The 12,665-nt window shown below is 61.1% G+C and carries 11 protein-coding genes and 1 pseudogene; 3 read left to right on the top strand and 9 right to left on the bottom strand.

Translation table 11 applies throughout. From position 1 onward, the window contains the following. From B0G77_RS16515 to B0G77_RS16500, 4 genes are all read right to left on the bottom strand, one after another. Positions 1-399, bottom strand: a complete 399-nt coding sequence (locus tag B0G77_RS16515; protein WP_133663081.1) for a helicase — start codon at positions 397-399, stop codon at positions 1-3. A 55-nt stretch (positions 400-454) separates the two neighbouring features. Then, the gene (locus B0G77_RS16510; RefSeq protein WP_133664177.1) at positions 455-1,300 is read right to left on the bottom strand and encodes an alpha/beta hydrolase; all 846 of its coding nucleotides are present in this window, start codon (positions 1,298-1,300) and stop codon (positions 455-457) included. A gap of 82 nt (positions 1,301-1,382) precedes the next feature. Then, positions 1,383-2,171, bottom strand: coding sequence for an SDR family oxidoreductase (locus B0G77_RS16505; RefSeq protein ID WP_133663080.1), 789 nt, complete (start codon positions 2,169-2,171; stop codon positions 1,383-1,385). Positions 2,172-2,224: 53 nt separating this feature from the next. After that, positions 2,225-3,307, bottom strand: a complete 1,083-nt coding sequence (locus B0G77_RS16500; RefSeq protein WP_133663079.1) for an alkene reductase — start codon at positions 3,305-3,307, stop codon at positions 2,225-2,227. A gap of 132 nt (positions 3,308-3,439) precedes the next feature. On the opposite strand from B0G77_RS16500, the gene B0G77_RS16495 reads away from it, so the two are divergent. Continuing rightward, positions 3,440-4,069: a TetR family transcriptional regulator gene (locus B0G77_RS16495; protein ID WP_133663078.1), complete on the top strand. Its 630-nt coding sequence runs from the start codon at positions 3,440-3,442 to the stop codon at positions 4,067-4,069. A 493-nt stretch (positions 4,070-4,562) separates the two neighbouring features. Here B0G77_RS16495 and B0G77_RS45540 read toward each other — a convergent pair whose 3' ends face one another. The 5 genes and pseudogenes from B0G77_RS45540 to B0G77_RS16470 form a co-directional block, all read right to left on the bottom strand. After that, the gene (locus B0G77_RS45540; protein WP_347814163.1) at positions 4,563-4,952 is read right to left on the bottom strand and encodes a hypothetical protein; all 390 of its coding nucleotides are present in this window, start codon (positions 4,950-4,952) and stop codon (positions 4,563-4,565) included. A gap of 155 nt (positions 4,953-5,107) precedes the next feature. After that, a complete protein-coding gene (locus tag B0G77_RS16485; protein ID WP_243751021.1) occupies positions 5,108-6,085 on the bottom strand; it encodes an alpha/beta hydrolase in 978 nt (325 codons plus the stop codon). A 39-nt stretch (positions 6,086-6,124) separates the two neighbouring features. After that, a complete protein-coding gene (locus tag B0G77_RS16480; protein ID WP_133663076.1) occupies positions 6,125-7,387 on the bottom strand; it encodes an NADH:flavin oxidoreductase/NADH oxidase family protein in 1,263 nt (420 codons plus the stop codon). Next, positions 7,365-9,017, bottom strand: coding sequence for a GMC family oxidoreductase (locus B0G77_RS16475; protein ID WP_133663075.1), 1,653 nt, complete (start codon positions 9,015-9,017; stop codon positions 7,365-7,367). Before B0G77_RS16475 ends, B0G77_RS16480 begins: the two co-directional genes overlap by 23 nt. A gap of 132 nt (positions 9,018-9,149) precedes the next feature. Further along, positions 9,150-10,780: pseudogene (locus tag B0G77_RS16470) on the bottom strand (AMP-binding protein). Positions 10,781-11,380: 600 nt separating this feature from the next. Between B0G77_RS16470 and B0G77_RS16465 the strand changes: the two are divergent. Beyond that, entirely contained in the window at positions 11,381-12,085 is a 705-nt protein-coding gene (locus B0G77_RS16465) for a winged helix-turn-helix transcriptional regulator (protein ID WP_243751020.1), read from the top strand. A gap of 221 nt (positions 12,086-12,306) precedes the next feature. After that, positions 12,307-12,492 (top strand): hypothetical protein, encoded by a 186-nt coding sequence (locus tag B0G77_RS43235; protein WP_166656166.1) that lies wholly within the window; start codon positions 12,307-12,309, stop codon positions 12,490-12,492. Positions 12,493-12,665 lie beyond the last annotated feature (173 nt).

The following is a 12,665-nucleotide window of genomic DNA, read 5'->3' as shown; positions in this document are numbered from 1 at the left end:
TCAGAACGCGGTGCGGTTGTAAGGCGAAACGACTTTCGGAGGCTGCAGGAATGCCGTCAGGCCCTGAAACCACATCACTTCGCGAAAGTCGCCGCTAATGATCAGATCCTTGTTGCCCAGGCCCCTGAGGAAGGCCGCCTGGCTTTCCTTGGCCGACAGGATCGCGAAGCCTTTGACGGCATCTCTGAAAGTGAGCGTGAACTGGGGGTTCGCCGTCAGTCCCCCAATAGATCGGATGACGCCATCGCGAATGACGTAGTAGCGACCGACGCCGGACACCGTGCGGATCTGAAACACCAAGGTCTTGCCCGCGACGTACTTCGCGCAGTCGGAGTTGTTCCTGATCTGTCGTTTCAGGAGCTGGGTGAACATCCACAGCAGGAACTTAAACTTGAGCATGGCGAGGGCCTTTGGATACTGGATCGTGACTTCGGGGCGATGAGTGGCGTGGTCGTCACTCGCTCAGAAACCGCGCCACGTGATAAAGAAAACGCTGCGGGTGCTGGAACTGCGCAGCGTGGCCCGAGTCCGCGTAGATGAACAACTGGGCGTTCGGCAGGTTGCGGGCCATGTAGAACGAGTTGACCGTCGGAATCATCACGTCGTTGACGCCGTTGAGGATGAACGTGGGCTGCTGGATGCCACGCAGGTAGGCGAATGGATCGTCTTCCGAGAGCCTTGGCAGATACAGCATGTTGGCCTCGATCTGTGCTTTCGCGACCTCTGGGGAAGACGGGGGGTCCTGGTCGACGCGTCGATGGCGACGTTCCCAGAATTCCCTCGCGGCCTGCTCGGCATGCGCCGACCGGCCGAAGAACAGGTAGAGAAAGTCTTCGAAGACGGGGACGGGATTGACCGCTGTGCTCAGCACGCGCGGCTCCATGTCGGGGTCGCCACCACGTGGGCCGGTGCCCAGCAGCATCAGTTTGCGCACCAACTCGGGATGACGCCAGGTCAGATCCAGCGCCTGAAAACCGCCCAGCGAGAAGCCCAGAACATCGATCTGCGGCAAGCCCAGGGTGCGAACGAAGGCTGCCGCGTCATCGGCCATGTCCTCAATGCGGGTGCGGGGCTGGCCGCCGGACGAAGCAATGCCGCGACCGTTGTAGAGAATGACTTCGCGGCCTTCGGCAAGGCCGTCGGTCATCAACGGGTCCCAATGGTCCATGCCGCCGCGAAAGTGCTGCAGAAGCAGTAAAGGCGGCTGCGAGGAATCGGTGTTACCCCAGCGGCGGTAGGCGAATCGCGTACCGTCGACATCCGCGAAGCGCGTGGGCGTGGTGATATGGGTGTCAGTCATCGGGTTACCTGTTGAGGGCTGTGCCGGAGTGTCCGTCGATAAGGCATGGCCTGGCTTTCGAGTAAGAGAGAAGCCGCAGTGGTCAAGCTTCCGGCCGATAGCGATCGGCCACGTGCGCTTGTCGAATATCCGACAGGAGCCCTTGACGCGCGCCATCCAGCGCGTCCCAGCGCGCGGCCACGTGCAGCGGCGGGATGGTGACCAGCTCGCGGCGATCGAAGCCGACCAGTGCCGCATCAACCAGTTCGCCGACCTCCATCACCTCGGTAAGCGTATTGACGTCGACGCCGGCGCGCTCCCAGATCTCCGTGCGGGTCGCCGCCGGCAGCACCGCCTGCACGTAGACGCCGCTGGGCGACAACTCGAGGTTCAATCCCTGCGACAGGAAAAGCACGAAGGCCTTGGTGGCGCCGTAGATCGACATGCCGAGCTCGGGCGCGAAACCCACCACCGAGCCGATGTTGACGATCGCGCCAGTCCCCGACTGCACGAAGCGCGGAGCGACCGCGGCTGCGAGCCGCGTCAGTGCCGTGGTGTTGAGCGTGATCAGGCGTTCGATGCCCTCAGCGGTCTGCTGCACGAAGCCACCCGACTGACCCATGCCGGCGTTGTTGATCAGGATGCCTATGCGAGCGTCGTCGCGCAGGCGAGTCTCGACCGCGGCCAGATCCCCAGGCTGGGTCAGGTCGGCCTGCAGCACTTCGACAGACACACCGCGTTCTTCACGCAGGCGCGCGGCCAGCGTATCGAGGCGCGCCTTGTCGCGTGCAACCAGCACGAGGTCGTGGCCGCGGCCGGCGAAGCGCTCGGCGTAAGTGGCGCCGATGCCGGAGGAGGCGCCGGTGATGAGAACAGTCGGAAGCGAGGTCACGGGTTATTTCCTTTGCAAGAGTGGTTCGGACGCGTACGCAAGCAGCGCGCGCCTCAGGCGGCAATGGTCGGGTAGTCGGTGTAGCCCGCAGCGCCGCCACCATAGAGCGTGGCGAAGTCGGGCTGCGCCAGCGGTGCGCCGGTCTTCAGGCGTTCGATCAGATCGGGGTTGCTGATGAATGCGCGGCCGAAGGCGAACAGGTCTGCCTTGCCCTCGTCGAGCCTGGCGGTAGCGAGTTCCAGGTCGTAGCCGTTATTGGCCAGGTAGGTTTGCCTGAACCGCTGCCGCAGCGCGTCGTAGTCAAACGGTGCGACATCGCGCGGGCCGCCGGTCGCACCCTCGACCACGTGAAGGTAGACGATGTCCAGCGCGCTGAGCTGCCCGGCGATGTAGTCGTACTGCGGCTGGGGATCGCTGGTCGAGATGCCGTTTGCCGGCGACACAGGCGAGATGCGCACGCCGGTGCGATCGGCACCAATTTCTTCCACCACTGCAGCGACGACTTCCAGCAACAGGCGCGCGCGATTCTCGATCGAGCCGCCGTAGGCGTCAGTGCGCTGGTTGGCACCGTCCTTGATGAACTGCTCCAGCAGATAGCCGTTGGCGCCGTGGATCTCCACGCCGTCAAAGCCGGCTGCCATGGCATTGGCCGCGGCTCGACGAAAGTCGCCAACGATGCCCGGCAATTCGTCGAGTTCGAGGGCGCGTGGCTGCGACACGTCGGCAAAGCCATTGTTGACGAAGGTTTTCGTCTCCGCGCGGATGGCCGAAGGCGCGACCGGCGCAGCGCCGCCAGGCTGGACATCGACGTGCGAAACACGGCCGACGTGCCAGAGTTGCGCGAAGATGCGTCCACCCTTGGCATGCACGGCCTCGGTGACCTTGCGCCAGCCGGCGATTTGCTCGAGTGTGTACACGCCCGGGGTGTCCTGATAGCCCTGGGCCTGGGCTGACACCTGAGTGGCCTCCGTGATGATCAGGCCGGCCGAGGCGCGCTGGGCGTAGTAGGTCGCGGCCAGTTCGCTGGGCACCAGCCCCGCGCCTGCGCGATTGCGGGTCAGCGGTGCCATGACAAAGCGATTGGCGAGTGTCAGGCGGCCAAGGGCGTAGGGCTCGAAAAGCGTCTTGTCGGTCATGTTGCGTCAGTTTCCGGAGTTGGGAATGAGATCAATGATGACGATCATAATCTAACCTGTCAAGGTTTTGATGACGGTCGACATCAATGTATAATGGAGCCTTCGCAGACATGAACCCACCGTGGTCAAGAAATGAAGATCACCAAGGCACAGGCACAGGCCAACCGGGAGCACGTGGTCGAGACGTCGTCCCAACTGTTTCGGGAGCGTGGCTACGATGGAGTTGGCGTTGCCGATCTGATGGCCGCCGCCGGCTTCACCCATGGCGGCTTTTACAAACAGTTCCGCTCCAAGGCCGACCTGGTGGCGGAATCGGCGGCCTGCGGCATCGCGCAGACCGTGGCGTTGAGTGCGGGCGTAAACGCGCCTGAGTTTGTGCGGTATTACCTTTCTCGCGAGCACCGTGACACCCGCGCGACCGGTTGCACGATGGCCGCACTGGGCGGGGATGCCGCGCGTCAGCCGGAAGCGGTTCGGGCCACGTTTGCGGCCGGCATTGAGAGCCTGCTGGCTGCGCTGAGCCCCGAGGGCACTGAGTTGGACGGCGCCGATCCGGGCCAGGTGCGAGCCAGGTCCCTCGACATACTGGCGCACGCGGTCGGAGCCATTGTCATGTCGCGCGCCTGCCCGAACGATTCCCCGCTGGCCGACGAAATCCTGGCGGTGTGCCGCGACAAGATTCTCGCGTCACTAAGCCCGTCCGCGACAGCGCGCGCATCTGCCCGCAATCACGGTAACGACAACTCCGCCACGCCGAAGTGACTCGGGCGCAGGCGGCCGACTGGAAGGCATGGGGCTCATGGAGCACGAAACGTCAGACAGCCGATGCCCCCTGCGGGGCCGACTATCGTTCTTGCCTTTGATCTCTCGGCTCCAGACCGTCCATGACCCATTCGTGGATAGCCATTAGCATTCCGAGATCGAGTTCCTGTGGGTCGGTCGCCCCGAAATAGTGAACCCACCTTTCAAAAATATCGGCCTGCTCCCCGGAATATGTGAGGCCACTAGTTTCCGCTTGATTCGGCAAAATTTCCTCCATCGATCACCCCATCAGAAGAATCGGCTGCGCATTTCTACAACAAGCATCCAGGATATTGTGACTACTCCCATTGCCACGCTTTAATATTCCTTTACGCTACTCTGTCATATATTTTTCAATTTCAGATAATCCGTCGGTCCCTGGAATGACATTACCTCCGCAAAGTCACCACTGACTGCGAGATCTTCTTGATGCAGAGTCACAAGGAATGCCTCTTTACCTTCCTTCGCCGAAAGAGTCGAAAAACCCTTGGCGGCGTCCCTGAAAGTCAAGGTGAATTTTGGTTCTTTTGAAAGTCCGGAAACGGAACTTACTGCACCTTTCTGATGATGAAATAACGTCCAATTCCCCCGATTCCTTGCCCTTTGTGTGGTTGGCGCATTCGGGATTTGCAATGCCGCGACCGTTATAAAGGATCACCTCAGGCCCTGCCGCCAGGCCGTCTGTCATGAGCCGATCCCAATGATCCATTCCGCCGCGGAAGTGTTGGGGGAAAAACAATGGCGGCTGGTCAGTCGTCCTCGTGTTGCCCCAGCGGCGATAGGCAAATCTATCGCCATCGACTTCCACGAAGCGGGTCGGCGCGGTGAAGTGCGTATCGATCATGTTGGAATCCTTATTAAATTGCTAAATATGAATATGAAATGCTCATGTTCGGTGCCAACTGCCGAACCAGGAGGTTATTGCCTCAAACGTGCTCTTCGTCCTTCCGGCACGCTGCCTGCGACGATCGCGCGCCCGGGTGGGCGTTTCTTCAAAGGTTATTTCGCAAGGAACTCTAGCGCCTTGGGCACAAAGTCGGCGTAGAATTGAAACACCCCGCCATGGCCGGAATCAGGGTAGATGATCAGGTTGCTGTTCGGCAGGCGCCGCGCCAGGTCTTCCGAGTTCTTGCTTGGGACCATCCGATCGCTATCGCCGTTGACAACGAACACCGGATTCTGCACCACCGACAGGTTCTCTGGCTCTTTCCGGCCCCAGGCGCGAATCGCCTCTAATTGAGCCAGAAACGCGGTCACGGAGATTTTCTTGTCACGGTCCTCCGAGCGCTCGTTCAAAGCCTTGCCCGCGTCGATACCGTTGGGCGTACGGGTGAAGAACAGATACTGCTTCGGATCCTGGCCGGTGAAGAAGCCTCGGAGCATGTCGTAGAAAGTTACGCCGGTCACGGCACTGATGCCTTCCCCGCCAGCGGGACCGGTCCCCGCGAGAATAATCTTGCGGACAAGTTGCGGCTCCTTCAGCACGATTTCCTGGGCGACCATGCCGCCCATCGAGAAACCAAAAAGATCTACCTGTTTGAACCCCATGGCCTTGATGAAGGCGATGGCATCATCAGCCATCTGTTCAATCGAATTCGATGGTGAACCACTGGAAGCGCCAACACCCCGATTGTCGAACGTAACTACATGATGCTCCGCCGCAATGCCGTCCACCACCCGAGGATCCCAGTTGTCCAGCACGGCGGCCAGGTGGGTAAGAAAGACCACCGGCGTGCCGCCATGGTATTTCCCAAGTTCCCGATATGCGAAGTCCACTCCGCCTGCCGTGATGGTTTGCGTTGGCGCATCTTTCCAGCTGACCTCGAGTTCCTGTTTCAGCGGCGACGAACTCATCGTCGCGTTATCTGGCGAAACTTCGGCCGCCTGCACTGGCGCTGAAACGAGGGTTGCTGCCAGGGCGAGTCCGAGGACGCTTGCCTTCAGTAGACGACGCATTGCATTGATCTCCTGGATCATTTTTTTTTGACAGTAATAGTGGAAAGATCGTGTCAGCGATCACGCCCGCATGCGCTTGGTGCGATAGTTGCCCCAACTGCTATTCACCAGACTTTTGAGGAAGGCCATCAGGCCGCTTTCCTTGGGGCGTGGATTGCCCCCCTCTGCAATGCGCCTGAGCTGCCGCGTGTACCAAAGAACCTCCATGATGCCCATGCGGTCCACCGGTTTGATGCCCGTGCTGATCGGCCGCACGCGCTGCGGGCTGTCGCGCCCTTGCAGCAAGGCAGCCGGCGCATCCGGGTCGATCGCCAACAGCCGCGCCAGGCCGACGATGTCGAGCGAACCCGAACGCAGTGCGGCGTTCATGCCGTCAGCTGTGCAGAAGCCGCCGGTGACCATCAGCAACACCGGGCTCTTCGCGCGGACTTTCTCCGCGAACTCCAGGAAGTAGGCTTCACGCGCTGCCGTCGAGGCTTTTTGCGGCTGCTGGAAGGCGCCGCTCATGGCCGGCGCCTCGTAGGTGCCTCCGGAAACCTCGATCAGATCGATGCCCGCCTCGGCAAGCGCGTGAATGGTGGCCATCGACTCCTCCTCGGTGAAGCCGCCGCGCTGAAAGTCGGCCGAATTGAGTTTGATGCCCACTGGAAAATCGCTGCCGACACGGCGGCGGATTTCGGCGTAGACCTCCATCAGGAAGCGGCGCCGATGCTCAGGGCTGCCGCCCCATTCGTCAGTGCGCCGGTTGTGATGAGGCGACAGGAACTGGTTGATCAGATAGCCGTGGGCGCCGTGGATCTGCACGCCGCTGAAGCCGGCGCTCTTGCAGATGGCGGCGCTGCGCCCAAAGCGCCGGATAATGTCGCGGATCTCTGCGGTAGTGGCTTCGCGCGGGGTCTCGAAAAACGCCGCCATGTCCTCGCGAAACGGAATGGCCGACGGCGACAGGTTGCTGACGTTCAGCCCTTTGGGCGACTGTTTGCCGGGATGATTGAGTTGCACCCACAGGGCCGCGCCCTGGTCGGTGGCCGCGCGAGCCCATTGCTTCAGGATGAGCATGTCGGACTCGTCCTCGATTACCACATTGCCAGGCTCGCCGAGCGCACGGCGGTCGATCATGACGTTGCCGGTCAGCAGCAAGCCGACACCGGAAGCGGCCCAACGCCGGTACAACTCGACGAGCTTGGGCGTCGCATGGTTGTCATAGGTACCCAGCGTCTCGCTCATGGACGACTTGGCGAGACGGTTGCGGAGCATGCTGCCATTGGGCAAACGCAACGGCTGGCTCAGCGGGCTGGCGTTAAATGAGGACGGGTTGGCCATGGAGAGCACTCGGATGGAGGGTTGCAAGGGACGATTTCGTCGAAATGTGGGACATCGCATGCTCGGTCAGCGCGGTGATGGTCAGGCTGGGGTTCACGCCCAGGTTGGAACTGAGCATCGAGCCGTCGCAGACCAGCAGATTCTGATAACCGAAGACGCGGTTCTGGACATCCATGACGCCTCGTTCGGGAGAGTCCGCCATCGCGCACCCACCCATGCAGTGCGCCGTGGTGGGGATGTTGAACAGGATCTCGGTCAATAAGGTGGTAGGAATGCCGCCCAGTGCCTTTGCCCCCTTTTCAACAAACGCATTGGCTTCAGGGATGAAGGTGGGAATCGGGCCGCCCTCGGTGCACAACCGCTTTTTGAACGGCCAGTACCAGCGGCGCTTGAACTGCATGTTGATAAAAGCATCCACCGTCTGCATCACCACGAACAGGACAGTCTGGCGCGCAAACCCGAACGGGTTGTGCACATGCGCCGCTTTGAGCGGATGGGTCAGCAAGGTCCATAGCCACGTGAAAATCCGCGTCCATCCGGCACGGCCGCCGCACAGCAAGGTCATCATCAGACCCGTCGCGTCCGAGCCTTCCGGGTAACGTACTGCACCGATGTGCGTGCGCTCGTCGATATAGACGCCGGCGCCGCCGGCCACGCCGGGCGACATGCTCTTGTCTTTGGCTGGAAAGCGCACACCCACCAGGGATTCGGCATTGGTGCGCACGCGTTTGCCAAGGTCGTCGCTGATGCGCGGCAGGGAGCCGCTGTGCTTGAGCCGGAACAACAACTCCATCGTGCCCAATGAAGAAGCGGCAAATACGACACCGCGGCAGCGGAAACTGCGCCGCTGCTTGTCGAACCAGGCAGTTGAACGTTCGGTGAAGACCTCGTAGCCGTCACTGCCGTCTTCCTTGCCGTTGAGCGGGCGCACGTCGACCACCCTGGTTTCGGCAAAGACCTGTGCACCACGTTTTTCCGCGAAGTAAAGATAGTTCTTGTCGAGTGTGTTCTTGGCGTTGTGCTTGCAACCCACCATGCAGCCACCGCAACCGACGCAAGTGCCGCGCTCCGGACCTTCACCGCCGAAGTAGGGATCAGGATAAGTCTTGCCGCCGGCCTCGCCTTTGGGAGCAAAGAACGTCGCGACGCGGCCGCTGTGGTACGTGTCGCCCACGCCTTGCAAATCCGCCATCTTCTTGAGCCGAAGATCCGCCTCGCCCAGCATCCTGTTCTCGGTGACGCCCAGCATTTTCTCCGCCATGGCGTAGTACTGCGGCATGGCGCGCTTCCAGTCCGTCAGGCCAGCCCAGGAGCCCTCGTCCCACACTCTGTCGGGCGGAATCAGCAGGGCGTTGGCGTAGGTGATGGAGCCGCCGCCGACCGCGTTGCCGCTCAGGACCATCACGTGGCGAAAGATGCGCATGTTGTAGAAGCCGAACATTTTCAGACCAGGTTTCCACATCCAGCGCCGCGCGTCCCAGTTGGTCCGGGGAAAATCCTCAACCGTCCAGCGCCGGCCCATCTCCATTACGCCAACCGAGTAGCCCTTCTCGGTCAGCCGGCAGGCCGACACGCTACCGCCGAAGCCCGAGCCGATGACGATGTAGTCGAAATCATGGGAAGCACTCATTGCGGGCACCTCGAGCCTGCACCGGTCGCGCTCTCCACGCGCACATCAGCGTACAAGACGTTCATGGTTTGTCTCCGTTTTCCTGGTTCTAGTAGTCACAATTCAGAGCCCGACTGTCGCGCCAAGCGGCGCTCATACAATGCTGCGGAGTTCTCGTCGAAGGATCTTTCCCACGGTTGATTTCGGAAGTGCATCGACGAATTGGATAATTCTGGGCACCTTGTAGGCGGCCATGCCGGCTCGACAGTGCGCGAGCAGACCGTCCCCGGTCACCTCGGCGCCGTCCTTCCTGATGACGAACAGTTTCACCGCCTCGCCTGTTTTTTCGTCCGGCACGCCAATGCAGGCGCATTCGGCGACGCCGGGAAATGTGGTCGCGACCGCTTCCACTTCGTTTGGGTAAACGTTGAAGCCCGAGACGATAATCATGTCTTTTTTGCGGTCAACGATCTTCAGGAAACCCTTGTCGTCGAAGAGGCCGATATCGCCCGTGCGGAAGTAGCCGTCAGCGGTGAACGCTTTTGCGTTTGCCTCGGGCTTTTCCCAGTACCCGGACATCACCTGTGGCCCCTTGACATGGATCTCGCCGGCCTCACCGATACCGACCTCCCTGCCCTCGTCGTCCAGCAGCCTGACATCGGTGGAAGGCACCGGCAGGCCCGTGCTACCCGTGAAGTCACTAACGAACTGCGGGTTAAAAGAAACGACCGGAGAAGTCTCAGACAACCCGTAGCCCTCGCGAATGAAGCTGCCCGTCACCGCCTTCCATCGCGCCGAGATGATGTCAATCATCGCCGCCCCGCCGCCGACGGAAAGCTTCAGTCTCGACCAGTCCACTTCCGTCAGGCGTGGGTGGACAGCCAGGCCCGCGTACAACGTGTTGACGCCGGAAAACACTGTGGGCCGCGCGGCCTTCAGCACATCGATGAAGGCCTCAGTGTCCCGCGGGTTGGCCACGAGCCAGTTTTCGGCGCCCACGGAGAAGTAAGTCAGGAAGTTCACCATGAGCGCGAAAATGTGGTAAAGCGGGATCGCGGTCACGACAACCTCCTCGCCGGGCCGCTGCGTATCGGGCATCAAGGCCCTGAACTGTTCGATGTTGGCGATCAGATTACGGTGTGACAACGCGGCGCCTTTCGAAAGCCCGGTCGTGCCGCCGGTGTATTGCAGCAAGAGCAAATCACTGCCAATCACGGTCACCGACTCGAATTCGAGCGTCTCGCCCAGATCGATTGCAGCTTGTAGCGTGATCCATTCGCTCAGCAACCCGTCGACCGTGAGCCCCGGAGCCGCAGCGCCTCCGTCGTCGGGACCGGCTGTAATCATCTTCCTGACGCGCGTCTTGCCAGTCACTTGCGCAAAGGTGGATGCTGAAGCGCTATGGACCACGATCACTTCGGCGCCCGCGTCGTTAAGCTGATACTCGAGTTCCCGGGCCGTGTATAGCGGATTGACGTTGACCTGGATGCCGCCGATTTTTGCAATGGCAATGAAGGCGATCGGGAACGACAGCAGGTTCGGCAGCATCACGGCGACACGATCGCCTTTTTTCACGCCGACCACCTTTGCAGGTAAGCGGCGAACGCAGACGAGAAGTGGTCGACATCGGCATACGTCAGTGTCCGTCCACCGACACGGAAGGCTGGTTTGTCAGCGAACCGGCACATTGCGTCCCTCAGCAGCGCAGTCACGGACGGATAGCGATCGGCGTCGATCTCGGGGGGAATCGAGCCGTACGACTGGATCCAGTGTCTTCTGCTCATTCGGGTCTCCATAGACTTTATGCGAAGGCCTCATATAGTCGGGCTCGCTACCACACTGCGCTCGCCTGGGAGCAAGGTCGGGCGGAAACCGCCCGGGTCGAAGGCTAAAGATGCGCGAGCCTCAGGCAATGACTACGCATTACACTATACATTTTGTATAGTGTCTAGACTATATAAATGATATAGTTAAACGTGTGCACTCCGAGCCTAAAATCGGAAGCAAAGGCATGGACCCTGTTACGACATTGACATCGCAGGACTTCGAGGCACCGCCACCGTTCGAGCGGGCTGCCGCGTGGGTATGGCGCCTCTTCGTCGGTAACCGCGACGATGGATGCCCATTTTGTTGCGGCGCCGATAGCATGGCTCATCTGCCAATTCCCGGACGGACCCGCGCATACACCGTGCGGGTTGCCCCCGCGAAGTCTCCGGTCATGGCTGGGCGAGCAAACGCAGCCCGGCAGCAGATCCGCGATGGCTGGGCGCGACTTTTCCGGGAGCTTGATGTGCTACTGATGAAGGTAACCCCCGAGGCGGCGCCGCCACACCTGATCACTATCAGGTTTGCGCGGCAGATTTCCCGCCTCGTCCGCCAGTGTTGTGTTCCACCCGGCTTCGCCTGAGCAGGGCCTTGTACAATGTGACATGCCAAACAAAACCTACGGTCAACTTTGCCCAATGGCCCGGGCATTAGACGTCCTCGGCGATCGTTGGACGCTGCTCGTGATCCGCGAACTCCTGCTAGGTCCGAAGCGGTTCAAGGATCTGCTGGCGATCATGCCTGCCATGGGCGCAAACCGGCTGTCCGAGCGCCTGGCCATGCTGGTGGAGAGCGATGTCATCCAGCCGACCACGTTGCCAGCGCCCGCCGCAGCGCCAGCTTACGAACTGACGGAATTGGGCGAACAATTGCGCAAACCGGTAATCGCGCTTGGGCTTTGGGGTCTGCACCTGCCGATCGATGAGCGCATCGATCCGTCCAGTGCCCGTGCGGAACTCATCGCACTGTGCTTGACGGGTTCGAGCGATCCGGCGTCAAGCGCCGGTTTGCAAGCCTTGTACGAGTTCCATGTGGGGGCAGAAGTTTTCCATGTCCCGGTGAACGACGGGAAGGTGCTGGTCCGCTCCGGCCCCAGCGAAGAGCCCGCCGACGTCAAGATACAGTGCGACATGGATACGTTCATGGCGCTGGCCCTGCGTCAAGTCACACCTGCGCATGCGCTCCGCGAGGGGCGCGCAACCCTGCTGCATGGAAGCCGACAAGCGTTCACGCAGGTATTCAAGGTTCTCGAATACAAGCCCTGATGCGTTACCTCGCCCTACCTGCATCCGCACACTGCGAATCGGGCGTGGCGCGCGTGAGCAGGTTTGCCTTGCCACCGGCGCGAGAGCGGACAACGGCGTACCCTTCTGCCGCCGCCTGGTGGCGAATTGTGATCAGCCGTATATTCAGCCCGCCGCATTGAACGCGCTCGAAGCGAAACTGTGGCCCAGGTTGGCGGCTTCGCCGACGCTGGATATTAGCGATGCTGCGTCGCTCGCGGGCGCTTTCAGGTTCATTGCAGGGCAATGACGAAAGACTCCATCTGCCGGCAAACAATGCCGGCATCGAGCACGTCGACCCGCCCGAGCAAAAGCTGCTGCCCACGGCCTGGAGACAGTCGGCATCGGCGGCGAACTCAACTGCATCTATCTGGCAATTTTCGTCGTGAAGTGATTGCGGGCAGATTGGTGCACGCATTCCCGGTCGCCGCCATCTAGGGGTACCGCCGATGTGGACATGCGCCACCCTGGCGTCCCGGGCGCGCAACTTCGTCGAAGCAACAGTCTGGCCGGGGAGTCGCAAGGGATCCAAGTCCGCGACGTCGTGCCTACCTCGTTCAGA

Source organism: Paraburkholderia sp. BL10I2N1 (assembly GCF_004361815.1).
GTDB lineage: Bacteria > Pseudomonadota > Gammaproteobacteria > Burkholderiales > Burkholderiaceae > Paraburkholderia.
Note: the sequence above shows the minus strand (reverse complement) of the source record. Positions and strands in the feature narration are given on the sequence as shown.

Excerpts from the sequence above, each read along its gene's own strand:
- B0G77_RS16515 (WP_133663081.1), bottom strand. The coding sequence starts at position 399 with ATGCTCAAGTTTAAGTTCCTGCTGTGGATGTTCACCCAGCTCCTGAAA.
- B0G77_RS16510 (WP_133664177.1), bottom strand. The coding sequence starts at position 1,300 with ATGACTGACACCCATATCACCACGCCCACGCGCTTCGCGGATGTCGAC.
- B0G77_RS16500 (WP_133663079.1), bottom strand. The coding sequence starts at position 3,307 with ATGACCGACAAGACGCTTTTCGAGCCCTACGCCCTTGGCCGCCTGACA.
- B0G77_RS16495 (WP_133663078.1), top strand. The coding sequence starts at position 3,440 with ATGAAGATCACCAAGGCACAGGCACAGGCCAACCGGGAGCACGTGGTC.
- B0G77_RS45540 (WP_347814163.1), bottom strand. The coding sequence starts at position 4,952 with ATGATCGATACGCACTTCACCGCGCCGACCCGCTTCGTGGAAGTCGAT.
- B0G77_RS16485 (WP_243751021.1), bottom strand. The coding sequence starts at position 6,085 with ATGATCCAGGAGATCAATGCAATGCGTCGTCTACTGAAGGCAAGCGTC.
- B0G77_RS16480 (WP_133663076.1), bottom strand. The coding sequence starts at position 7,387 with ATGGCCAACCCGTCCTCATTTAACGCCAGCCCGCTGAGCCAGCCGTTG.
- B0G77_RS16475 (WP_133663075.1), bottom strand. The coding sequence starts at position 9,017 with ATGAGTGCTTCCCATGATTTCGACTACATCGTCATCGGCTCGGGCTTC.
- B0G77_RS43235 (WP_166656166.1), top strand. The coding sequence starts at position 12,307 with ATGCTGCGTCGCTCGCGGGCGCTTTCAGGTTCATTGCAGGGCAATGAC.